Source organism: Stenotrophomonas sp. YJH_SMC_16, from assembly GCF_059367875.1.
Genome location: NZ_JCAFRH010000001.1, coordinates 987,623 through 1,009,019, shown reverse-complemented (window position 1 = coordinate 1,009,019; position 21,397 = coordinate 987,623). Strand labels below are relative to the sequence as shown.

Annotated in this window: 21 protein-coding genes; 12 read left to right on the top strand and 9 right to left on the bottom strand. The window is 67.8% G+C overall.

Annotated elements, in window-relative coordinates; genetic code table 11:
• Position 1: 1 nt before the first annotated feature.
• The 4 genes from AC5P6E_RS04550 to AC5P6E_RS04535 form a co-directional block, all read right to left on the bottom strand.
• A complete protein-coding gene (locus tag AC5P6E_RS04550) occupies positions 2-1,207 on the bottom strand; it encodes an efflux RND transporter periplasmic adaptor subunit (protein WP_049454203.1) in 1,206 nt (401 codons plus the stop codon).
• Positions 1,204-2,457, bottom strand: a complete 1,254-nt coding sequence (locus AC5P6E_RS04545; protein WP_010482369.1) for a TolC family protein — start codon at positions 2,455-2,457, stop codon at positions 1,204-1,206. The genes AC5P6E_RS04550 and AC5P6E_RS04545 overlap by 4 nt, the downstream gene beginning before the upstream one ends.
• A 56-nt stretch (positions 2,458-2,513) precedes the next feature.
• On the bottom strand, positions 2,514-2,846 hold the full coding sequence (locus tag AC5P6E_RS04540; RefSeq protein ID WP_019337929.1) for a hypothetical protein: 333 nt from the start codon (positions 2,844-2,846) through the stop codon (positions 2,514-2,516).
• Positions 2,847-3,073: 227 nt separating this feature from the next.
• On the bottom strand, positions 3,074-3,463 hold the full coding sequence (locus tag AC5P6E_RS04535) for a RidA family protein (protein ID WP_049436016.1): 390 nt from the start codon (positions 3,461-3,463) through the stop codon (positions 3,074-3,076).
• A 108-nt stretch (positions 3,464-3,571) separates the two neighbouring features.
• Between AC5P6E_RS04535 and AC5P6E_RS04530 the strand changes: the two genes are divergently transcribed.
• From AC5P6E_RS04530 to AC5P6E_RS04490, 9 genes are all read left to right on the top strand, one after another.
• Complete coding sequence (locus AC5P6E_RS04530) at positions 3,572-4,465, top strand: LysR family transcriptional regulator (RefSeq protein ID WP_019337928.1); 894 nt, start codon at positions 3,572-3,574, stop codon at positions 4,463-4,465.
• 55 nt (positions 4,466-4,520) lie between these two features.
• Positions 4,521-5,030 carry a DNA polymerase III subunit epsilon gene (gene dnaQ, locus AC5P6E_RS04525; protein ID WP_224328793.1) on the top strand — a complete coding sequence of 170 codons (510 nt, stop codon included), beginning with the start codon at positions 4,521-4,523 and terminating at the stop codon, positions 5,028-5,030.
• Between the two features lie 249 nt (positions 5,031-5,279).
• On the top strand, positions 5,280-5,516 hold the full coding sequence (gene rpmB / locus AC5P6E_RS04520; RefSeq protein ID WP_005411638.1) for a 50S ribosomal protein L28: 237 nt from the start codon (positions 5,280-5,282) through the stop codon (positions 5,514-5,516).
• Between the two features lie 10 nt (positions 5,517-5,526).
• On the top strand, positions 5,527-5,694 hold the full coding sequence (rpmG, locus tag AC5P6E_RS04515) for a 50S ribosomal protein L33 (protein ID WP_169411268.1): 168 nt from the start codon (positions 5,527-5,529) through the stop codon (positions 5,692-5,694).
• Between the two features lie 274 nt (positions 5,695-5,968).
• The gene (gene cls, locus AC5P6E_RS04510; protein ID WP_010482360.1) at positions 5,969-7,387 is read left to right on the top strand and encodes a cardiolipin synthase; all 1,419 of its coding nucleotides are present in this window, start codon (positions 5,969-5,971) and stop codon (positions 7,385-7,387) included.
• Between the two features lie 45 nt (positions 7,388-7,432).
• Positions 7,433-8,857 carry an FAD/NAD(P)-binding protein gene (locus AC5P6E_RS04505; RefSeq protein WP_224328792.1) on the top strand — a complete coding sequence of 475 codons (1,425 nt, stop codon included), beginning with the start codon at positions 7,433-7,435 and terminating at the stop codon, positions 8,855-8,857.
• Between the two features lie 10 nt (positions 8,858-8,867).
• On the top strand, positions 8,868-11,060 hold the full coding sequence (uvrD, locus tag AC5P6E_RS04500) for a DNA helicase II (RefSeq protein ID WP_329834276.1): 2,193 nt from the start codon (positions 8,868-8,870) through the stop codon (positions 11,058-11,060).
• 104 nt (positions 11,061-11,164) lie between these two features.
• Positions 11,165-11,491, top strand: coding sequence for a low molecular weight protein tyrosine phosphatase family protein (locus AC5P6E_RS04495; RefSeq protein ID WP_010482357.1), 327 nt, complete (start codon positions 11,165-11,167; stop codon positions 11,489-11,491).
• A gap of 106 nt (positions 11,492-11,597) precedes the next feature.
• Positions 11,598-12,152 carry a hypothetical protein gene (locus tag AC5P6E_RS04490; RefSeq protein ID WP_010482356.1) on the top strand — a complete coding sequence of 185 codons (555 nt, stop codon included), beginning with the start codon at positions 11,598-11,600 and terminating at the stop codon, positions 12,150-12,152.
• Positions 12,153-12,240: 88 nt separating this feature from the next.
• Here the strand turns inward: AC5P6E_RS04490 and AC5P6E_RS04485 are convergent, their stop codons facing one another.
• Complete coding sequence (locus AC5P6E_RS04485; protein WP_329834278.1) at positions 12,241-12,387, bottom strand: hypothetical protein; 147 nt, start codon at positions 12,385-12,387, stop codon at positions 12,241-12,243.
• 183 nt (positions 12,388-12,570) lie between these two features.
• On the opposite strand from AC5P6E_RS04485, the gene AC5P6E_RS04480 reads away from it, so the two are divergent.
• Positions 12,571-13,017 (top strand): universal stress protein, encoded by a 447-nt coding sequence (locus AC5P6E_RS04480; protein WP_005411629.1) that lies wholly within the window; start codon positions 12,571-12,573, stop codon positions 13,015-13,017.
• Positions 13,018-13,149: 132 nt separating this feature from the next.
• On the opposite strand, the gene AC5P6E_RS04475 is transcribed toward AC5P6E_RS04480, so the two are convergent.
• Positions 13,150-13,434, bottom strand: coding sequence for a DUF2782 domain-containing protein (locus AC5P6E_RS04475; protein WP_005411628.1), 285 nt, complete (start codon positions 13,432-13,434; stop codon positions 13,150-13,152).
• 98 nt (positions 13,435-13,532) lie between these two features.
• On the opposite strand from AC5P6E_RS04475, the gene polA reads away from it, so the two are divergent.
• Entirely contained in the window at positions 13,533-16,307 is a 2,775-nt protein-coding gene (gene polA, locus AC5P6E_RS04470) for a DNA polymerase I (protein ID WP_019337919.1), read from the top strand.
• Between the two features lie 328 nt (positions 16,308-16,635).
• The gene (locus AC5P6E_RS04465) at positions 16,636-17,115 is read left to right on the top strand and encodes a DUF421 domain-containing protein (RefSeq protein WP_019337918.1); all 480 of its coding nucleotides are present in this window, start codon (positions 16,636-16,638) and stop codon (positions 17,113-17,115) included.
• Positions 17,116-17,193: 78 nt separating this feature from the next.
• On the opposite strand, the gene AC5P6E_RS04460 is transcribed toward AC5P6E_RS04465, so the two are convergent.
• The 3 genes from AC5P6E_RS04460 to AC5P6E_RS04450 all read right to left on the bottom strand — a co-directional run bounded on the left by AC5P6E_RS04460 (position 17,194) and on the right by AC5P6E_RS04450 (position 21,377).
• Positions 17,194-18,714, bottom strand: coding sequence for a hypothetical protein (locus tag AC5P6E_RS04460; RefSeq protein ID WP_019337917.1), 1,521 nt, complete (start codon positions 18,712-18,714; stop codon positions 17,194-17,196).
• 95 nt (positions 18,715-18,809) lie between these two features.
• A complete protein-coding gene (gene hemF, locus AC5P6E_RS04455; RefSeq protein WP_107433471.1) occupies positions 18,810-19,706 on the bottom strand; it encodes an oxygen-dependent coproporphyrinogen oxidase in 897 nt (298 codons plus the stop codon).
• Positions 19,707-19,760: 54 nt separating this feature from the next.
• On the bottom strand, positions 19,761-21,377 hold the full coding sequence (locus AC5P6E_RS04450; protein ID WP_495230723.1) for a hypothetical protein: 1,617 nt from the start codon (positions 21,375-21,377) through the stop codon (positions 19,761-19,763).
• Positions 21,378-21,397: the final 20 nt, after the last annotated feature.

Here is a 21,397-nt window from a genome sequence, read left to right as displayed (position 1 = left end):
CTCAGTGGCCGTGCTCGGCTTCGCCCTTGGCCAGTTCGGCCTTGAGCAGGAAGGCGTTGGCACCGACGATGCGTTCGTTGCCGGTCAGGCCCCCGAGGATCTCGATACGGTCGCCGGCGCGACGCCCGGCCAGTACCGGCTGCGCCTTGAAGCCGCCTTCGACGGCGACGAACACCACACTGCTGCCATCGACGTTCTGCACCGCATCGGCGGGCACGCTGAGCGAGCCGTCCTGACCTTCGGTGACCACCACGGCCGACACCGGCGAACCGGCCGGCGGCAGCGACGCATCCACCGGCGTGGCGCGGATCACCGCGACGCCGCCCTGCTGGCGGACATCGGCGGCCGAGCCGGTGACGGTGGCGGTGAAGCTGCCCCCCGGCACACTCACTTCCAGCTTCATGCCCGGCGTGACCTGCGCGGCCAGCGCCGGCGGTGCGGTGAACACCAGCTCGTTCATCGACGGGTCGGCGACATCGGCGACTGCGCTGCCGGCAGCGACCACACCACCCGGGGTGACCTGCACGTTGCCGACGATGCCGGCCACCGGGCTGGTGATGCGCACGCGGCCACTGGCATCGGGCGCACCGTTGGCGGCGGCCTGCGCTTGCGCGGCGGCGGCCTGGGCCTGTGCCGCGAGCGAGCGTGCGCGCGAGGCTTCCATTTCCTGGCGCGCGACCACGCCCTGGTCGACCAGCGCCTTGTCGCGGCCATAGGCCAGGCGCGCAGCCTCGGCTTCGGCCGAGGCGGCCAGCGCATTGGCGCGGAACACCGCCGCTTCGCCACTGACCACGATGGCCAAGGCCTGGTTCTGCTTCACTGCGGTGCCCGGTGCGACCAGCACGCGTTCGACGCGGCCGGTCACGGTCGACGCCACCGAGGCACGTGCGCCCACCGACGGCTCGACGCGGCCGGACAGGCGCGTCGAGCCACCGCCACCGCGGCCGATGGCGACCACCTCGATACCGGACGCCTTGATCTGCTCCGGGGTCAGCGGCACCACGCCTTCATCGGCGTCAGCCGGCGCCTTGGCGGCTTCCGCCTTGGCTTCCTTGCTGTCGGTCGCGTGGCCATGGCCATCGTCGGTGCCCGCCTTGGCCGCGGCGGGGTCTTCATTTGCAGGTGTCTGCGCGTTGCCTGCGCAGCCGGCCAGCAGCACGGTCAGCAGCACGCCGCCGATCAGCGGGAAGGTACGGGAGAGAGTCATGGGGCCTCCACAAAAGGTGCGCGCCCTTCAAGGCGGGCAAGATCGATTTCCGCGCCGACGCGCGACAGGCGCGCATCCACGGCGGCGCCGCGGGCGGCGATGAGGGCGCTGCGCGTGCTGCGCAGTTCCAGCTGCGAGATGCGTCCGGCGTCGAAGCCGATGCGTGCAAGGCGGTAGGCCTCTTCGGCGGCGACCACGCTTTCATCGGCGGCACGGGTGCGGCTGCCGGCCGCCTTCAGCCCGGCCACGGCGGACAGGCGTGCGGCCTCGCTGTCGCGGCGCTGCTGGTCCAGGCGTGCCTCGGCCGCGCGCTGGTCGGCATTGGCGGCGCGGATGCCACCGCGGTTACGGTCGAACAGCGGGATGCTGAGGCTGAGCCCGAGGTTGTAGGCACGCTCGCCGCCTTCGCGGAAGCGGGTCTGTGCGGCGGTGACGCTGAGGTCGGGCAGGGCGCGCTTGCGCTCCACGTCGACCAGCTTGCCCGCCGCATCGGCTTCGGCTTCGGCAATGCGCACTGCCAGTGCGGTATCGGTGGCACCGCGCGGCAGCGGCGGTGCGCGGTCGAGCAGGCTGTTGTCGATCGACTGCACCGGCGCATCCAGCAGCGCGGTGCCGGCCAGGCGGGCCAGCGCGGCATCGCGGAACGCCTGTGCTTCATCCAGCGACGCCATGGCATTGGCTACTTCGCTCTGCGCTTGCACCGCGCGCAGCTGTGGTTCGCGGCCCTGCTTGACCATGGCGTTGACGGCGTTGGCGTCATCGCGGGTCAGTGACAGTGCTTCCTCGGCCAGGGTGTAGCGGCGCAGTGCACTTTCCGCCTGTGCATAGACCACCGCCAGCTGGCTGGCCACGTCGCTGCGACTCTGCGCGCCACGCAGGTTGGCCGCCTGGGCCTCGGCACGGGCGGCACGAACGCGCGCGCCACGCTGGCCCCAGACCTCCAGCGGCTGGGACAGGGTGAGTACGGTGTCGGCCTTGCCCATGCCGCGGTAGGTGCCGGAGCCCCAGGCGTTTTCGGCCGACCAGGAAAGGGAGGGATTGGGTAGCGCACGGGCCTGGTCGGCGCGCGCATCGGCGGCCTCGGCCAGTGCCGTGCCCACACGAGTGCCGGGCAGCTGGTCCAGGCGTTCAAGCAGGGTGTCGTAGGAGGGGGCGGCTTGCGCCATCACCGATGCCGCCGGGGCCAGGCCCAGCAACACGGCGACGACCAGCCCGGCCGCACGCGGCGACCGAGGTGTCAGGATCGACATAGGGGGATTCCGGTTGTGAGTGAAACGGGAGCCCGCAATCGCGGGACGCGCTCAACTCACGCCCGGGGTGGACGCGTCAATTCATCCTGGGCGACCGCATAGGTCGCCGCATCGCCCGCACTCATCCAGCGCGCCGGCAGTGGCGCCCCGAAGGCGGCGATCGTGTGCGCCGGCAGGCTCAGGTTGGAGTGGTGGCAGTGGTTGTGGCCACAGGCACCGACATGCTTGCCGTCGGTATCGCCATCGGCATCCGGTGCGGATTCCACATGCACCGTGCTGGCGTGCGGTTCCACCGTGCACGCCAGGGCATCGGCCACCGGCACGACCACGAATGCCGCCATCAGCAGCATCAGCAGGGTCGAACGGAGGTGGCGGGTGATCCAGCGCATGAAGGGGAGGCTAGCAAGCGGTTTTCGCCGGATACAATATCAATGGCCGCTTCGGGAATACGTCGGAATCTCCCGTTCAGGTGGGCGGCCTGGGGCCTTCTGCCCTGGCGGGTGCAGACCTTGGCCGGCACGCTTTTCGGCCCGTGGGGTCGGACACCGGGCTGCGGGTCTGTAGAGCCGAGCCTACGCTCGGCTGCTTTCGCACGACCAGCTGAGCATGGGCTCGGTCACGGCAGCTTCGCGATCACCTTGATCTCGAACTGGAACCCATACAGCCAGGTCACGCCGATACCGGTCAGGGTCGGGTGCGGCGCCTCGCCCCAGTACTCGGGCACGATCGCCCAGGCCTTCTCGAAGTTGGTTTCCGGATCGACCAGGAACACGGTCACGTCGATCACGTCATCGAACGTGCAGCCCGCAGCAGCCAACACCGCATTGAGATTCTCGAAGGCGCGGCGCACCTGCGTCTCGAAGTCCGGCTCGGGCGAACCGTCCTCGCGGCTGCCGACCTGGCCGGAAACGAACAGGAAGCCATCGGACCGGATCGCCGGCGAATAGCGGTTGCGCTGGTACAGGGCCTGGCGCCCGGCGGGGAAAACGACATCACGCTGTGACATGGGGAAGATCCCGTGGGAGAGAACGCCATCCTCCGCGCCAGTGCTGTCTGGATAAACCGCGATGATCGGGCTAGATTGATTGCCAATCCCAAACAATAACGGCCGGCCATGGACCGTTTCGAGGCGATGCGGGCGTTTGCCCGGGTAGTGGAAACCGGCAGCTTCACCCGCGCGGCGCACACCCTGCAGATCAGCCGCACCACGGTGACCCAGCTGGTGCAGCAACTGGAGGCGCACCTGCGGCTGCGCCTGCTCAACCGCACTACGCGCCGGGTCAGCGTCACCGCCGATGGCGCGGCCTATTACCCGCGCATCGCCCGCCTGCTGGCCGAACTGGAAGAGGTGGAAGGCGGGCTGGGCGACGCAGCTACCCAGCCGCGCGGGCGTCTGCGCGTGGATGTGCCCGGGCCCTACGCGCGGTTGCAGCTGGTACCGGCGCTGCCGGATTTCCAGGCGCGCTACCCGGAGATCCAGCTGGATATCGGCGTCAGCGACCGCGAGGTCGATGTCATCGCCGACAACGTCGATTGCGTGATCCGTGGTGGCACCCCGGCCGACCCAGCGCTGGTGGCGCGGCCGCTGGCGGCGCTGCCGATCGGTTTCCACGCCAGCCCCGGCTATGTGCAGCGCTTCGGCCTGCCGACAGACCCACGCGCGCTGGAAGGGCCCGATCACCACATGGTCGGCTTCCTCAGCCCGCGCAGTGGCCGGGCGCGGGTGTTCAGCGCGCAGCGCGGCGATGAACGCGTTGAGGTGCAGGGCCGCTATACGGTCGGCTTCGATGACGGCAACGCCTATCTGGCCGCAGCGCTGGCGGGCCTGGGCGTGGTGGCGCTGCCCAGCTACATGGCCGAGCCGCATGTGGCGCGTGGCGAACTGCTGCCGGTGCTGCAGGACTGGCAGCTGCCGCCGATGCCGATGCACGTGATGTTCCCGCCGACCCGGCACATGAGCCAGCGGCTGCGGGTGTTCATCGATTGGGTGGTGGAGGCGCTGGGGTGACACACACGGGGCGTGCGAAAATCACCACAGCACGCAACAGAAAACAGCCTCACGCATGAATCGCATCGTCGCACTGGACACCGAAACCACCGGCATCTCCCACCGCCTGGGTCATCGCGTGATCGAGATCGGTGCCGTCGAACTGATCGAAGGCCAGCTCACCGGGCGCCAGTTCCACACCTACCTGCAACCGCAGCGCAGGGTCGATTGGGGCGCGCAGCGCGTGCACGGCATCAGCGATGCAATGCTGGTGGGAAAGCCGCTGTTCTCCAGCAAGGCCGCCGAACTGCTGGACTTCCTGCGCGGCAGCGAGATGGTCGCGCACAACGCCACCTTCGATGTGGGTTTCCTCGACAACGAGCTGCGCCTGGCCGGCATTCCCGCCACGCTGGCCCAGCACTGCCGCATCACCTGCAGCCTGAAGCTGGCGCGCGGGCGCTGGCCCGGGCAGGGAAACAAGCTGGACGATGTGCTGCAGCGCCTGCGCATTCCAGGGACGCGTGGCCTGCATGGCGCACTGAAGGACGCCCATCTGCTGGCCCAGGTGATTCCTCACCTGCGTTAAGCCGGTCCGGCTCTACAGGGGGCCGTCGTGTTCAGCCCCGGCCTGTGGGTAACTTGCGCAAGTGCTTGAACCCGTGCATAATGCGCGGCTCGCTGTGTCCGGTTTTCTACCGGGCGGCGCCCCCGGGAGCACGTCCCCGGCCGCCCAACGCCAGCGTAACCCTTTGATTCTCTTGACGTGTGGTGGGCAACCATCGAGGCCGCCGTCTCCCGGGCTACGGGCTGACAACTACTACTATCGAGGTGCGCAATGTCCCGCGTATGCCAGGTTTCCGGCAAGCGAGTGCAGACGGGTAACAACGTCTCGCACGCCAACAACAAGACCCGTCGTCGTTTCCTGCCGAATCTGCACGAGCGCCGTTTCTGGGTGGCCAGCGAGAACCGCTGGGTCAAGCTTCGTGTTTCCGCGCATGCACTGCGCACCATCGACAAGAACGGCATTGATTCCGTTCTGGCTGAGCTGCGTGCGCGCGGCGAAAAGGTCTGAGGAGTAAAGCATCATGGCAGGCAAGCGCGATAAGGTCCGTATGATTTCCTCGGCCGGTACCGGCCACTTCTACACGACCGACAAGAACAAGAAGAACACCCCGGGGAAGATGGAATTCCTGAAGTACGATCCGGTCGTGCGCAAGCACGTCCTGTACAAGGAAGGCAAGATCAAGTAATCCGCAAGGATTGCTGATCCCCGCGAAGAAACCCGCCCTTGTGGCGGGTTTTTTCATGCCCGGTATCCACGCCCGGTGTTCCCATGGTGGGTGCCGACCGTTGGTCGGCACGCTGTTCCCATACCCGGCGGCCGCCAACCTTGGCCGGCGCACTATCCCCGCGCCTGGTAGGTGTCGACCTGGGTCAACACGCTGGTTCAAAGCAGTCGAGCGCGGCTCGACTCCACTCACCCTGCTGGGCAGAATGGTCCATCACCTCCCGACGGGCGACACGATGCTGTTCGAGTGGCTGCTGGGTTCGTATCTGCTGCTGATCGACTGGCTGATCCGGCTGGTCGCGCTGTGCTGGATTCCCACCCGCACCACGCCGGGTGCGGCGCGCAGCTGGCTGCTGCTGGTCGGCTTCGTGCCGCTGCTGGGCCTGCCGCTGTATCTGCTGTTTGGCCACCCGTGGCTGTCACGCGAACGCATCCGCCGCCAGGCCGAGGCCTCGCAGGTCATCCGCGAGGAACAGGCGCTGCAGCACCGCCTGCGCTGGACCCCGCAGCCGGATACCGCAAGCGCCGAGATCGTGCCGCTGGTGCAGCGCCAGGGCGATTTCATGCCGGTGCACGGCAACGCCGTCGATCTGCTGACCGACTACGACGAATCGCTGCACACGCTGATCGCCGACATCGACCAGGCCGAAGACCGGGTGCACCTGCTGTACTACCTGATGTTCGACGACGCGGTGGGCGAGGCTATCGTCGAGGCACTGCAGCGTGCGGCTGCACGGGGCGTGCAGTGCCGTGTGCTGCTCGACGCGGTGGGTGCCAAGCGTGGCCTGCGCGCCTATCGCAAACGCCTGGAAGCTCGCGATATCGAAGTGCGTGCGATGCTGCCCGGTGGCCTGCGCTGGCGCCGCAGCGGCCGCATGGACCTGCGCAACCACCGCAAGATCGCGGTGATCGACAACGAAGTGGCCTATGTCGGTTCGCAGAATCTGGCCGGCCCGCAGTTCGTGCCCGGCCACCCGAACCGCGAGCTGGTGGCGCGCGTGCGCGGCCCGGCGGTCGCGCATCTGGAAGCGGTGTTCGCCAGCGACTGGTACATGGAAACCGGCCAGCGCCTGGATGTGATCACCGATGTTCCCGAATGCGGCGACGACATCGCCACCCAGCTGCTGCCCAGCGGCCCGGCCTACCCGTACAGCAACGCGCGCGATGCGGTTGCGGCGCTGATTCATCTGGCGCGGCGCCGGCTGGTGATGGTGACCCCGTATTTCGTGCCCGACGAGGCCACGTTGAGCGCGCTGCGTATCGCCGCATTGTCCGGCGTGCAGGTGCAGCTGATCCTGTCGGCCAGCAACAACCAGCGGCTGACCTCGTGGGCGCAGGAGGCCTACTACGACGAGCTGCTGCGCTGTGGCGTGCGCATCGCGCTGTACGAACCGCAGTTCCTGCACGCCAAGCACATGAGCGTGGACGAGGACATCGCCGTACTCGGCTCGATCAACATGGATATCCGTTCGTTCGCGCTGAATGCCGAGATCGGCCTGATCTGCTACGACCACGCGCTGGTGAAGCAGTTGTGCGGGATCGAGGACGGCTACCTGCGTGAATCGCGGCAGCTGGATCTGCAGCAATGGCGCAAGCGTCCTGCCTGGCGGCGCAGCCGCGAGGGCATCGCACGCTTGGCCGATGCGTTGATGTGAGGCGGCGGTAACCGCCCGCTTCGGCAATCCGGCCTGTCATCGCCGATGGCCTACAATCGGTGCATGACTGATTCACCGCGTAATGGCGAACTGGACCTGGCGATCATCGGTGGTGGTGCGGCGGGGGTGCTGGTGGCGATCCAGGTACTGCGCCAGGCCCACGCGCCGCTGGCGCTGGCCATCTTCGAACCCGCCTCGCAGCTGGCCCAGGGCATCGCCTATGCCACGCCGTGGCCGGAGCATCTGCTGAACGTGCCGGCGGCCAAGATGAGCGCGTTTGCCGACCATCCCGGCGATTTCCTCGATTACCTGATGGCCGCCAACGCCTACCCGGGCGAGGCGCGCGAGGTGCTGGGCGAGCGTTACGTGTGTCGCCATTACTTTGCTGCCTACCTGCAGCAGCGCCTGCAGGAGGCCGTGGCCGCCAGCCCCGCACAGCTGCAGGTGATCGCGCAGCCGGTACTGGGCCTGCAGCCGGATGACCATGGCTACCAGCTGACACTCGGCGATGGCAGCACGCTGCATGCTGCGCAGGCGGTGCTGGCCACCGGCAACAGCATGCGCCCGTTGCCCGTGGCCGGTGCCGACGCGCTGCCTGCCGATGATGTGATCGAGGCCTGGGACTACGACGGTGTGCGTACCCTGGCCGGCGAACAGGCCGTGGCCATTGTCGGCTCCGGCCTGAGCATGGCCGACACCGTGCTGGCGCTGGTTGCTGCCGGTCACACCGGCCCGCTGCATGTGATCTCGCGTCACGGCCTGCTGCCGCTGCCGCACGCACACGGCGGCCTGCCCACGTTCGACCCGGCCACGCTGCTGCCGATGAACCTGCGCCAGCGCCTGCGTGCGCTGCGTGGCTTCGCCCGCCAAGCGCAGGCCGATGGCCTGCCGTGGCAGGGCGTGATGGACCGCATCCGTCCGCACGGGCAGGCGCTGTGGTGCAGCCTCGACGAGGCCGACCAGCGCCGCTTCCTGCGCCATGTGGTGCGCTACTGGGACGTACATCGCCACCGCATCGCCGAAGAGGTGGATGCGCAGCTGCAGTCTCTGCAGGACAGTGGCCAACTGCGCATCCATCGGTCGCGCCTGCAGCGCGTCTGCCGCGAAGGCGATGCCCTGCGGTTGTCTGGCCGCGATGCCACCGGCAATGAACAGCAGTGGACGATGATTGGCGGGGTGATCAACGCCACCGGTGTGGAGACCCGTGCCAGTGCGCTGCGCAATCCGTTGCTGCAGCAGCTGCAGGCCGAGGGCCTGGCACGCCCCGGCCCGCATGGGCTGGGCCTGGACAGCACCGTGCCGGGCGACCGCCTGCGTGCTGCCGGTGGCCAGCCGCAGGCACGGCTGGGTGTGCTCGGCAGCCTGCGCATCGGCAGCCTGTGGGAAAGCCTGGCGGTGCCTGAACTGCGTCAGCAGGCCCAGGCACTGGCCACCCAGGTGGTCGCAGGAGCCGCGACGGCGATGCCGTAAAATGGGGGGCATGGATGTCTCCCACCTGCTTGATGGCCTGAACCCGGCCCAGCGCGAAGCCGTCTCCGCTCCTCCCGGCCACCACCTGGTGCTGGCCGGTGCCGGTTCCGGCAAGACCCGCGTACTCACCCACCGCATCGCCTGGCTGCATGAAGTCAATGGCGTGCCGACCCACGGCATTTTCGCGGTGACTTTCACCAACAAGGCGGCCGGCGAGATGCGCCACCGCATCGACGCCCAGCTGCCCCATGGCAGCCGCGGCATGTGGATCGGCACCTTCCACGGCCTGGCCAACCGCCTGCTGCGCCTGCACTGGCAGGACGCGAAGCTGCCTGAAGGCTTCCAGGTGATGGATTCGGACGACCAGCTGCGGCTGGTCAAGCGCGTGGTGCAGGCGCTGGAACTGGACGACGGCAAGTACCCGGCCAAGCAGATCGCGTGGTGGATCAACGCGCAGAAGGACGAAGGTCGCCGCCCGCAGCACATCCAGCCCGAACCGCACGATGCGTGGCTGGAAACCATGCGCCAGGCCTACATCGAGTACCAGGCGCGCTGCGACCGCGCCGGCCTGGTCGACTTCGCCGAGCTGCTGCTGCGCGCGCACGAACTGCTGCGCGACAACCCGGCGCTGCTGTCGCATTACCGCGCCCGCTTCCGCGAGATCCTGGTGGACGAGTTCCAGGACACCAACGCCATCCAGTACGCCTTCGTGCGCGTGCTGGCCGGCGATTCCGGCCACGTGTTCGTGGTCGGTGACGATGACCAGGCCATCTACGGCTGGCGCGGCGCCAAGGTCGAGAACGTGCAGGGCTTCCTGCGCGACTTCCCGGGTGCGCAGACCATCCGCTTGGAGCAGAACTACCGCTCCACCGCCAACATCCTCGGCGCCGCCAACGCGGTGATCGCGCACAACCCAGATCGCATCGGCAAGCAGCTGTGGACCGACAGCGGCGACGGCGAGCCGATCGATCTGTATGCCGCGTACAACGAGATGGACGAGGCACGCTACATCGTCGAGCGCGCCCGTCAGTGGGTGCGCGACGGTGGCAGCTACACTGAAGTGGCCGTGCTCTACCGCAGCAACGCGCAGTCGCGCGCGCTGGAAGAAGCGCTGCTGAGTGAACAGGTACCGTACCGGGTGTATGGCGGCATGCGCTTCTTCGAGCGTGCCGAAATCAAGGATGCACTGGCCTACCTGCGCCTGCTGTCCAACCGCAACGATGACGCCGCCTTCGAGCGCGCGGTCAACACGCCCACCCGGGGCATCGGCGACCGCACGCTGGACGAAGTGCGCCGCGAGGCGCGTGCGCAGGGCATTTCGTTGTGGGAAGCGACGATGCTGGTCACCCAGGGCAGCGCGCTGGCCGCACGTGCGCGCAATGCACTGGCCGGCTTCCTGGGGCTGGTCAACGAGCTGCAGGCCCAGACCGTGCACATGACCCTGGCCGAGCGCGTGGACCACGTGCTGGCCCGCTCGCAGCTGCGCGAGCACTGGAGCAAGGAAAGCCGCAACGCGCTGGACTCGGAATCGCGCACCGACAACCTCGACGAACTGGTCTCGGTGGCCTCGCGCTTCGTGCGCCGCGCCGACGACATCGAGGAAGTGGGCGAGGACATGGACGAGCTGGTCGCGTTCCTGGCCTACGCCGCGCTGGAGGCCGGTGAAGGCCAGGCGCAGGCCGGCGAGGACGGTGTGCAGTTGATGACCCTGCATTCGGCCAAGGGCCTGGAATTCCCGCTGGTGTTCCTGGCGGGCATGGAAGACGGCCTGTTCCCCAGCGCACGTTCGCTGGAAGAAAGCGGGCGGCTGGAGGAAGAGCGCCGCCTGGCCTACGTCGGCATCACCCGCGCGCGCCAGAAGCTGGTGCTGAGCTATGCCGAATCGCGTCGCATCCACGGCCAGGACAACTACAGCCTGCCCTCGCGCTTCCTGCGCGAGATTCCGCGCGAGCTGCTGCACGAAGTGCGCCCGAAGGTGCAGGTCTCGCGGCCGGCCTCGATGGGCGCCAGCCGGGTGATGGGCCATGCCTCGATCGAAGCACCGCCGATCAAGCTCGGCGCGCTGGTCACCCATCCCAAGTTCGGCGAAGGCATGGTGACCGACTACGAAGGCAACGGCGCCCACGCCCGCGTGCAGGTCGAGTTCGCCGACGCCGGCAGCAAGTGGCTGGTGATGGCGTATGCGAGTCTGACGGTGATCTGATCACCGTCGAGGGGCGGGAACTCCTGTAGAGCCGAGCCATGCTCGGCTGCTTTTGGCGGAGAAAACCAGCCGAGCATCGCTCGGCTCTACCAAGGTGAGTACGCATGACCCGCAACGTGCTCTTCCTCTGCAGCCAGAACCGCCTGCGCAGCCCGACGGCCGAGCAGGTATTCGCCGATTGGCCGGGCATCGAGACCGCCTCGGCCGGGCTGCTGGCCGACGCCGAGGAAGTGCTCAGCCCCGAGCTGCTGCAGTGGGCCGACCTGGTGTTCGTGATGGAACGCGCCCACCGCAACCGGCTGTCCAGCCGCTACAAGGCGTGGATGAACGGCAAGCGGGTGATCTGCCTGGATATTCCCGATGACTACGAGTACATGGCCCCGGTGCTGGTGGAGTTGCTGAAGCGCAAGGTGACGCCGTTCCTGCGCTGACGGGCTGTTGTAGAGCCGAGCCCATGCTCGGCTGCTTCTGGCGCGAAAAGCAGCCGAGCATGGGCCTGGCTCTACAATAGGCGGCACTTCTTCCAGGAACGCCCCCATGACCGAACCCACGCTGCACGTCACCGTGAAGTTGAACGCCCGGCTGCAGCCGGAGCATCGCCACGAGCTGTTCGAGGATCCGCTTGACGCGTTGCTGCAGGCGGCCCAAGTGGGCGAGCTGACGGGCGGCGGCACTGCGATGTCCGATCTGGGTGAGGTCGAATACGGCGACATCGAAGTGGCGCTGGTCGATGCGAGTGGCGTGCCGAAGCTGATCGACCTGCTGGAGCAGTTGGGTGCACCGAAGGGCTCGAAGATCCACGGCGCGGGCGAGGCCGACCGCAGCTTCGGCGTGACCGAGGGCCTGGGCATCTATCTGGATGGCCTGAACCTGCCAGACGAAGTCTACGAACAGTGCGATTCCAACCACGTATTCGAACAACTGTCGGAGAACATCGACGGCCTGGGCGAGATCTGCAGCTGGTGGCAGGGCCCGACCGAAACCGCGCTGTACATGTATGGCGAATCGTTCGAGGCGATGCGTGATGCGATTGCCGAATTCGTGGCCAGCTATCCGCTGTGCCAGAACGCACGCGTGGTGCAGATCGCCTGAGGGCGGGCCTGATGTAGAGCCGAACCCATGCTCGGCTGCTTTTCCCGCCAGTAGCAGCCGAGCATGGGCTCGGCTCTACAGAAGCCGGCTATCGGCCGGCCGACTGCCGGGCGTTGTCGCGCTGGGCAAGATCTTTGCCCAGGTAATAACCGCCGCAGAACAGCACGAAGGCGGCGATGAGGCTGCACAGGATGACCTTGAGCGGGGAGCGTGATGTCGGTTTGCCGTCCTGCATGCGGGTTCTCCCAAGGCGGCGCGGCACCGCCTACCCAGCTTGCGCCGCAGTGATCGGGTACGCAAGCGGACGGTGCGCACACGCCGCTGCGCGGCGCCGGATTGATCCTGCTCAAGGCGCAGCCTGCACATCCGGTGTGTAATGGTGTCGTTCCCATCTGGCAGATCGCCACGGAGCCCCACCATGTACAAGCGCATCCTGATTGCCACCGACGGGTCCGAGCTGGCCGACAAGGGCCTGGCCAAGGGCCTGGAGCTGGCCAAGGACCTCAATGCCGAGGTCGATATTGTGACTGTGTCCGAGCCGTGGGCCGTCGGCATGTACGACGCCATGGGCTGGAGCGTGGGCTACATGAACAGCCCGGAGTACAAGGCTGACCGCGAGGAAGGCGCGCAGAAGGTGCTGCAGCCGGCGCTGGCCAAGGCCGCCGAGCAGGGCATTACCGCCAACCCGGTGCATGTGCTGGACCGCTACGCGGCCGACGGCATCATCGAGACGGCGGGCGAGCGCAACAGTGATTTGATCGTGATGACCTCGCATGGCCGCCGTGGCGTGACCCGCGTGCTGCTGGGCAGCCAGACTGCCGAGGTGCTGGCACGCAGCACGTTGCCGGTGCTGGTCATCCGCTGATTCAAGCGTTCCCGGGGAGGGGACCCGACGCCGGCCGCAGGATGCGCGCCGGCGTTGTTTTTTGTGGGGGCCGGGGGTGAATCCACGCATGGCGTGGATCTACTGGATCGCAGGGATCCGTCCCCGGTCACATCACCAGCTGTACAGCTTCCAGTACACCGGCGACACGCCATCCTTGTCGTTGTCGAAACGGCCGTCGCCGTTCTTGTCGTACATGTAGAACGGGGCACCGCGCGACGGGGTCACCTTGACCATGCGCAGCTGGCCGGACACGCGGTATTCCTCGATGACATCGCCGTTGTCCATGGTGCGCTTGGATACATCCGCGCCCTTGACGTCCACCGGGGGAGCGCCCGCACCACCCATGCTGGCGCAGCCAGCGAGCAGGAGCAGGGAAGCCAGCATCAGGGTCTTCATCGGCGGGGGCCTTTGCCTGGAAAGAGCCTTGATTATGCCCCATCGCCGGGCGCCTGCCGTGTCGCCGCGATGCAGGCACGGGCGCGTAGAATCGACCCATGAGCAGATTAGTCCTGATCGACGGGTCCAGTTACCTGTACCGCGCGTTCCACGCGCTGCCGCCCCTGTCCAATGCACAGGGCGAACCCACCGGTGCGCTGTTCGGCGTGGTCAACATGCTGCGCTCGACACTGAAGGAGCGCCCAGCCTACGTGGCGTTCGTGGTCGATGCGCCCGGCAAGACCTTCCGCGATGACCTGTACGACCAGTACAAGGCCAACCGCCCGCCGATGCCCGATGAGCTGCGCAGCCAGGTCGAGCCGATGTGCCGCATCGTCGAGGCGCTGGGCATCAGCATCCTGCGCATCCCCGGCGTGGAAGCCGACGATGTGATCGGCACGCTGGCCCTGCAGGGCGTGGCGCAGGACCTGAAGGTGACCATCTCCACCGGCGACAAGGACTTCGCCCAGCTGGTGCGCCCGGGCATCGAGCTGGTCAACACCATGACCGGCAGCCGCATGGATTCGGACGCGGCGGTGATGGAGAAGTTCGGCGTGCGCGCCGACCAGATCATCGACCTGCTGGCGCTGATGGGCGATACCGTCGACAACGTGCCGGGTGTAGAGAAGTGCGGGCCGAAGACCGCCGCCAAGTGGCTGGCCGAGTATCAGCACCTGGATGGGGTGATGGCGGCCGCGCCGACCATGAAGGGCAAGATCGGCGAGAACCTGCGGGCGGCGCTGGAGCGGCTGCCGCTGAACCGCGAGCTGGTGACCATCCGCACCGACGTGGAGCTGGACGCCAGCCCGACCATGCTGGCCCTGCGCGAGCAGGACGTGCCGGAGTTGACCGAGCTGTATGCGCGCTACGGCTTCACCCAGGCGCTGAAGGAGCTGGGTGCACCGCTGCCGGCGCCGACGGCCGCCAGCGAAGCAACGCCGAGCCTGCGCGGTACGGCAGCAGGCTTTGCCCGCGGCAGCGCCGAGGCACCGGCAGCGGGCACGCTGGATCCGGCGCTGGCCGCGCCAGGTGAATACGAGACCGTGCTGACCGCCGAGCAGCTGCAGGCCTGGGTCGAGCGCCTGCAGCAGGCTGACCTGATCAGTTTCGATACCGAAACCGATGCGCTGGACGCGATGCGTGCGCGCCTGGTCGGCGTCAGTCTGGCGGTCGAGCCGGGCAAGGCCGCCTACATTCCGGTCGGCCACGATTACCCGGGGGCGCCGGCCCAGCTGCCGATGCAGCAGGTGCTGGATGCGCTGCGCCCGATGCTGCAGGACCCGGCGAAGAAGAAGCTGGGCCAGCACGGCAAGTACGACCTGCACGTGCTGCGCCGTCACGGCGTGGACGTGCAGGGCTACCACGACGACACCATGCTCGAGAGCTTCGTGCTCAATTCCACCGCCACCCGCCACGACATGGATTCGCTGGCCCTGCGTTACCTGGGCTACAGCACCATCAAGTTCGAGGACGTGGCCGGCAAGGGCGCCAAGCAGATTCCGTTCTCGCAGGTGGGCATCGACGAAGCCAGCCGCTATGCGGCCGAGGACGCCGACATCACCTTGCGCCTGCACCGCGCGCTGCAGCCGCAGCTGCTGGCCGAACCGGCACTGGACAGCGTGTACCGCGACATCGAGATGCCGCTGGTGCCGGTGCTGACCAGCATCGAAGCCAACGGCGTGCGGGTCGACACCGACGAACTGCGCCGGCAGAGCCAGGACCTGTCCTCGCGCATGCTGGCGGCGCAGCAGAAGGCCACCGAACTGGCTGGGCGCAGCTTCAACCTGGATTCGCCCAAGCAGCTGCAGGCGGTGCTGTTCGACGAGCTGAAGCTGCCGGCGGTGGTGAAGACCCCGAAGGGCCAGCCCAGCACCAATGAAGAGGCACTGGAGGCGATTGCCGACCAGCACGAGCTGCCGCGCGTGATCCTGGAGTACCGCGGGCTGGCCAAGCTGCGCAGCACCTACACCGACAAGCTGCCGGAGATGGTCAACCCGGACACCGGCCGCGTGCATACCAGCTACCACCAGTCCGGCGCCGCCACCGGCCGCCTGTCCTCGTCGGACCCCAACCTGCAGAACATCCCGATCCGCACCGAAGATGGCCGCCGCATCCGCCGCGCGTTCATCGCCCCGGAGGGCTTCCAGCTGCTGGCCGCCGACTACTCGCAGATCGAGCTGCGGATCATGGCCCACCTGTCCGAGGACCCGGGCCTGGTGCGTGCCTTCGAGCAGGGCGCCGACGTGCACCGTGCCACCGCCGCCGAGGTGTTCGGGCGTACGCTGGAAGAGGTGACCCCGAACGAGCGCCGCGCTGCCAAGGCGATCAACTTCGGCTTGATGTACGGCATGAGCGCCTTCGGCCTGGCCCGCAACCTGGGCATCGACCGCGGCCAGGCGCAGGACTACGTGGCGCTGTACTTCAGCCGCTACCCGGGCGTGCGCGACTTCATGGAGCGGATGCGCCAGCAGGCCCGCGACCAGGGCTATGTAGAGACCCTGTTCGGCCGCCGCCTGTACCTGAACGACATTCATGCACGTAACCAGGGCCTGCGCGCCGGCGCCGAGCGTGCTGCGATCAACGCGCCGATGCAGGGCACCGCCGCCGACATCATCAAGCGCGCGATGGTGGACGTGGACCAGTGGCTGCGCGACAGCGGCGCACCGGCACGGATGATCCTGCAGGTGCATGATGAACTGGTGTTCGAAACCGAAAGCAGTTTCGTTGAAGACTTGCGTTTGCAGGTGGTGGAGCGCATGTCGCAAGCGGCCAAACTGCGAGTGCCGCTGGTGGTCGATACCGGCATCGGCAAGAACTGGGACGAAGCACACTGAGGGTGTTTCAGGCCGAAAACGACGTGAATTCGTTCATTCGTCAGAGGTTTCTGACTCGATCATGAATGTTGCCCTGATCGAGGTTCATTAAATTGGGCCCCTTCACGAACCGTTAGTGTTCGGAGTGCTTCTATAACTCTCGACAGGCGCAACGCCTGTTGTGGATCTCTCCCATCCCCTGGAGCAGATCTCGGAACGGGGACTCCTCCCCAAGTGCCCGTTCCCCGGCCCCGTTGACCTCCCCCTGGTCAGCGGGGCTTTTTATTTGCGCCGTTGCCAGACGCCATGGCCTGCGCCACGCTGGGCCACCGCTCCGCAGGGGAAGACCATGCCCGACCTGTTCGCACTGGCAATGCCGTGGTGGGAGTTCATCCTGCGCGCGGTGGTGGTCTATGTCGTGGTGCTGGGCATGGTCCGGCTCAGCGGCAAGCGCCCGCTGGGGCAGATCACCCCGTTCGACGTGCTGCTGGTGGTGCTGCTGGGCAATGCGGTGCAGAACGCGCTGCTGGGCACCGACACCTCGCTGGGCGGCGGCCTGCTGCTGGCGGCCACCCTGATCCTGCTCAACTACGGGGTGGGCTGGGTGAGCACCCGCAGCCGGCGGGTCGAGCGCCTGGTTGAAGGAGAACCGGTGGTGATCGCGCGTGATGGGCGCCTGTTCGATGCCGTTCTGCGCCGCGAGCAGGTCACCCGTGCGGATTTCGAGGCCGCCATGCGCCAGCAGGGCTGTCTGGGCGTGGAGGATGTCGAGCTGGCCCTGCTGGAAATCAACGGGCACATCACCATCATTCCGAGGAAGAGCACCTGACCTTGTAGAGCCGGGCCCATGCTCGGCTGCCTTGCGTCCGGAGCCGAGCATGGGCTCGGCTCTACAGGTGCATGAGCCTCAGGGCGCGGCTTCGGCCTTCAGTGCCGGCCAGTTGCGGGTGGCGTCCACATCACAGGCCACGTGCGTGCCTTTGCCATCCTTCGCGCAGATCGCAGCCATGGCTTGCGGGATCTTCGGGTCTGCGGTGTGCGAATACACCGCTGCCAATGCCAGGCACCCTTCGCGCACGCCCGCGCCGCACAGCGTCTCGAAGTAGGGCAGCGACGCGGCCCATTTTTCGGACTCGAACAGCGCTTCGCCGGCCACCTTGCAGCCGAGCAGCTTGCCATCGGTGCAGCAGGCCTTTGCGCCGTCCTTGCGTGCCAGGGTCGGGCAATCCAGCGGCAGCGGAATTTCCACGAAGGCCACAGGCGGCTTGCAGCTGGCGCTGCCTGTGGTCGGCTTGCGCTCGTAATAGGCAAAACGGTCGCCGCTATCGATGCTGGCCAGGTTGCCGTTCTGCAGCAGCTGCAGAACGAAGTCGCTGCCGACATCGCGACGGATGAAGATACGGCCGTCCTGCAGGCGCGCGCGCATGCGCTGGTCGCGACCCTCGGCCTCAACCAGGCCGCCATCAAGGAAGCGCAGCTGCGAGAGCACGCCGTATTCGGCTTCAAAGCTGCCACAGGGCAGTGCGGTGGCCGGCACCGGGGCCAGTGCAGCGGCCGGTGCGGTGGCCAGGCTGGCAAGTGCCTTGGCGCGGCCGCAGGCCACGCCGTCCGCGCGCTGCGCGCACGACAGCTGCAGTGCTTCGTGGGCCTGTGAAAGGCGTCCACCACTCCACAGCACCTCGGCAACGTCGGCGCAGAAGGTCTCGCCGTGCTGCTGCCGGCACAATGCGGCCAGCTCATCGAGCTGCGCCGACGGCAACGCAGGGTCGACCGCATGCTGCAGCCCGAGCAGGGACTTGCCGATCATCTCCAGCCCGATCACCTCGGCGATCGCCCGGCAGCCCTCGGCGTTGAAGGATGCGGAATCCTCCTTGCAGATCTCCGGTTTCGGCGGCTCGGCTCGTGCAGGCGCGGGGACTGCGTCCTTGGCCCGCTGCTGGTAGGTCTCCAGCAACCGCATGCAGGCTGCGCCCACGCCCTCGGCACACCAGGCGTGCAGTTTCACGGGTGCGGCCTCCGGCAGCGCCTCCAGGCACTCGGAGGTGTTCATCACGCAACCGTCTTCGATGGGCTCCGGCATCGTCTTGCAGGCGGCGGCGTGCTCACGGGTGAACTCGCGATAGGCCGTGCTGATCGTGCGGTCGTTGTCCGAGAAGTACCAATTTTCCAGCTGGCCCGTGGACAGGTTGCCGGTACCCAGCACGTCCTCCTGGCGGGCGATGCGCAGCTCCTCTGTCGCCTGGTAGGGGCCGGACAGGAAGCCGTGGCCTTCGCTCTCGAGGGTCAGCGTGGTGTTGCCGCTGCTGTCCTTGTAGGTGCCGCAGGCCATCGACTGCGCAGCGGCCGGCAGGCTGGCCGAGGCCAATGCAAGCAACAGCAGGGAGCGCCAGCCCGCAGCGCGGGGACGAAGGGAAACAGCAGCGGGCATGGGGTCATCCTTGAAAGAAGTGGGGCAGGGCCTGTCCGGTGCGGGGCGCACCGCAGGCGGGGAAGGCGCCACGCGTCAGGCGTGGCGCCGGAAGATCAGAGCCAGTCGCGCGGCACCAGGTAGTCGGCCAGGCGCGCCTCGGCGCTGCCGGCCTCCGGGCTGAAACCGTACTCCCAACGCACCCGCGGCGGCAGGCTCATCAGGATGCTTTCGCTGCGGCCACCGCTCTGCAGCCCGAACAGGGTGCCGCGATCGTAGACCAGGTTGAATTCCACGTAGCGGCCACGGCGGTACAGCTGGAACTCGCGTTCGCGCTCGCCATGGGCGGTGTCCTTGCGCTGCTGCACGATCGGCAGGTAGGCGTCGAGGAAACCATCGCCGACCGCGCGCAGGTAATCGAAATCGCGCTCGAAGTCGCCATGCAGGTCGTCGAAGAACAGGCCGCCGACGCCGCGCGTTTCATTGCGGTGGCGCAGGAAGAAGTACTCGTCGCACCAGCGCTTGTGCGCGGCATAGCGTTCTTCGCCGAATGGCGTGCACAGGTCGCGTGCGACCCGGTGCCAATGCTGCACGTCCTCGTCGAACGGATAGAACGGGGTCAGGTCGAAGCCGCCGCCGAACCAGCTGGCCACCACTTCGCCGTCGCGCTGCGCCTGGAAGAAGCGCACGTTGGCATGGGTGGTCGGCACGTAGGGATTGAGCGGGTGGAACACCAGCGACACGCCGGTGGCGCGCCAGGAGGCGCCGGCCAGTTCCGGGCGGTTGGCCGAGGCCGATGGCGGCAGGCGGCTGCCGGCCACGTCGGAGAAGCCGATGCCGGCCTGCTCGAACACCGCGCCGTCGCGCAGCACGCGGGTGCGCCCGCCACCGCCCTCGGCCCGCTGCCACAGGTCTTCCTGGAAGCGGGCCTGGCCATCGACGGCCTCGATCGCCGCACAGATGCGGTCCTGCAGGTCGGTGAGGTAGGCGCGCACGCGCTCGAATTCGTTCATGGCGCGTACTTTACCGCAGGGCCCGGCCGAAGCTGCGGGCAGGCCCTGGCGGGCTCAGCGCTTGCGGTTGGAGTTGCGCGGTACCGGAGTGTCGTCCACCGCCGCCTCGTCAACCGCCTTCTGCAGGGCACCGCCCAGCGTGATCAGCTCCCAGTTCTGGGTTTCGAGCACGTCGCAGGCCACATGCAGGCCGCTGCGGTCGGCCTTGCACAGCTGCTCCAGGGTTGCCCGTGCGTCCACATCCGCACCGTTGCCCTGAGCGGTGACCAGGTTCTCGCAACCCTCGCGGACACCGGCACGGCAGACCGTGGTGTAGTGCTCGACGGCCTGCAGCCAGTGCCCGGACAGCGCAAGACGGTTGCCGAGAATGTTGCAGCCCTGCAGCTTGCCCTGCGCGCAGCAGGCGTCGGCACCGTCCTCGTTGGTCAGTGCCAGCGGGCAATCCTGTGGCAGTGGCAGCACCCTGAACTGCTTCGGCGCACTGCACCGGGTCGGGCCCTCCCCGGTGGGGACGAACACCTGGAAGCGGGTCCAGTTATCCAGGCCCAGCAGCTGCCCGCCGGGCAGCGGGCGCAGCACGAAGTCGCCGTCCCGGTCGTGGTGGATGCGGATGTCGCCCGCTTCGACGCGCGCGCGAAGATGGCTGCTCCAGCCCACACCGACCAGGCCGGCATCGCCGAAATCCAGCGTGTCCATCAGGCCGCCGTCGGACCGGTAACTGCCGCAGGGCAGGACCGTTGCCGGCTGCGGCTGCAACGATGCACCCACCGCCTGCAACGCCGGCAGGCGCTCGCAGGTGGCGGTATCGTTGCCGGGTGTGCAGGCCGCAGCCAGGGCCTGCACCGCCTGCAAGTGGTCTCCTGCCTCCCAGGAAAGTTCAGCCACGCGGGTGCAGAAGCCGCCATGGGATACCTCGCGGCACAGCCGCAACAACTGTTGCCGCCGCTCGGCCGGAATGATCACCGGCACGGTCGGCGCCGTCATCGTCACCATGGCTTCGGTCATGGCTGCCGTCATCGCCGCCTTGACCAGCTGCTCCTGCACTGCGGGGTCGGCCTCGAGTGCGGCGGCACACGCCGCGGTTCCCTGTTCGAAGCCACCGTCGTCACAGGCGGCGGGGAGCTTGATGCCGGACAGGGCGGCGTCGAGCGCTGCCTTTGCCAGGGCAGGATCGGCCGCGACCGTGGGTTTGGCCTCCTCGTGCCAACGATCAGCCAGTTGCAGGCACATGCCGGGCACGCCTTCCCGGCACCCTGATTCCAGCGCGGTCGGGGTGGCTTCGCGACGGTTGTCCAGGCACGCCGCCGCATCGGCCAGGCAGCTGCCTTCAGCCGGCGCGGCGGCTGCGGCGCACTGTGCAGGGGCCTGCAGGATGTAGACCGTGCCATCCACCTCGACCGTCCGGCCACGATCGCGCACCTGCAGCGCGCTGGGCAGGCCGTACTCCAGGTTCACCAGTTGCAGCTTTCCGTCGATCTGCTGGAACGCGACCGGAGAGGGCGCACTGCCGAAGTGTTTCTGCTCGCCGCGGTTTGGCGAGCTGATGCGCAGCGTACCGCTGCCTTGGTCGGCCTTGAACATGCCGCATTGCGGTGACTGTGCGGCGGCCATCGGCGCGGCCAGCAGCAGTGCCCAGGCCAGCCAGCGGCGGCGCGGTGCGGGTGAATGCATGTCGTCTCCTTGACGATCGA

Excerpts from the sequence above, each read along its gene's own strand:
- uvrD (WP_329834276.1), top strand. The coding sequence starts at position 8,868 with ATGGATGTCTCCCACCTGCTTGATGGCCTGAACCCGGCCCAGCGCGAA.
- AC5P6E_RS04540 (WP_019337929.1), bottom strand. The coding sequence starts at position 2,846 with ATGCGCTGGATCACCCGCCACCTCCGTTCGACCCTGCTGATGCTGCTG.
- AC5P6E_RS04490 (WP_010482356.1), top strand. The coding sequence starts at position 11,598 with ATGACCGAACCCACGCTGCACGTCACCGTGAAGTTGAACGCCCGGCTG.
- AC5P6E_RS04485 (WP_329834278.1), bottom strand. The coding sequence starts at position 12,387 with ATGCAGGACGGCAAACCGACATCACGCTCCCCGCTCAAGGTCATCCTG.
- AC5P6E_RS04465 (WP_019337918.1), top strand. The coding sequence starts at position 16,636 with ATGCCCGACCTGTTCGCACTGGCAATGCCGTGGTGGGAGTTCATCCTG.
- AC5P6E_RS04550 (WP_049454203.1), bottom strand. The coding sequence starts at position 1,207 with ATGACTCTCTCCCGTACCTTCCCGCTGATCGGCGGCGTGCTGCTGACC.
- rpmB (WP_005411638.1), top strand. The coding sequence starts at position 5,280 with ATGTCCCGCGTATGCCAGGTTTCCGGCAAGCGAGTGCAGACGGGTAAC.
- AC5P6E_RS04475 (WP_005411628.1), bottom strand. The coding sequence starts at position 13,434 with ATGAAGACCCTGATGCTGGCTTCCCTGCTCCTGCTCGCTGGCTGCGCC.
- AC5P6E_RS04495 (WP_010482357.1), top strand. The coding sequence starts at position 11,165 with ATGACCCGCAACGTGCTCTTCCTCTGCAGCCAGAACCGCCTGCGCAGC.
- AC5P6E_RS04480 (WP_005411629.1), top strand. The coding sequence starts at position 12,571 with ATGTACAAGCGCATCCTGATTGCCACCGACGGGTCCGAGCTGGCCGAC.
- AC5P6E_RS04505 (WP_224328792.1), top strand. The coding sequence starts at position 7,433 with ATGGCCTACAATCGGTGCATGACTGATTCACCGCGTAATGGCGAACTG.
- hemF (WP_107433471.1), bottom strand. The coding sequence starts at position 19,706 with ATGAACGAATTCGAGCGCGTGCGCGCCTACCTCACCGACCTGCAGGAC.
- AC5P6E_RS04460 (WP_019337917.1), bottom strand. The coding sequence starts at position 18,714 with ATGCCCGCTGCTGTTTCCCTTCGTCCCCGCGCTGCGGGCTGGCGCTCC.
- AC5P6E_RS04450 (WP_495230723.1), bottom strand. The coding sequence starts at position 21,377 with ATGCATTCACCCGCACCGCGCCGCCGCTGGCTGGCCTGGGCACTGCTG.
- AC5P6E_RS04545 (WP_010482369.1), bottom strand. The coding sequence starts at position 2,457 with ATGTCGATCCTGACACCTCGGTCGCCGCGTGCGGCCGGGCTGGTCGTC.
- AC5P6E_RS04535 (WP_049436016.1), bottom strand. The coding sequence starts at position 3,463 with ATGTCACAGCGTGATGTCGTTTTCCCCGCCGGGCGCCAGGCCCTGTAC.
- dnaQ (WP_224328793.1), top strand. The coding sequence starts at position 4,521 with ATGAATCGCATCGTCGCACTGGACACCGAAACCACCGGCATCTCCCAC.
- AC5P6E_RS04530 (WP_019337928.1), top strand. The coding sequence starts at position 3,572 with ATGGACCGTTTCGAGGCGATGCGGGCGTTTGCCCGGGTAGTGGAAACC.
- polA (WP_019337919.1), top strand. The coding sequence starts at position 13,533 with ATGAGCAGATTAGTCCTGATCGACGGGTCCAGTTACCTGTACCGCGCG.
- cls (WP_010482360.1), top strand. The coding sequence starts at position 5,969 with ATGCTGTTCGAGTGGCTGCTGGGTTCGTATCTGCTGCTGATCGACTGG.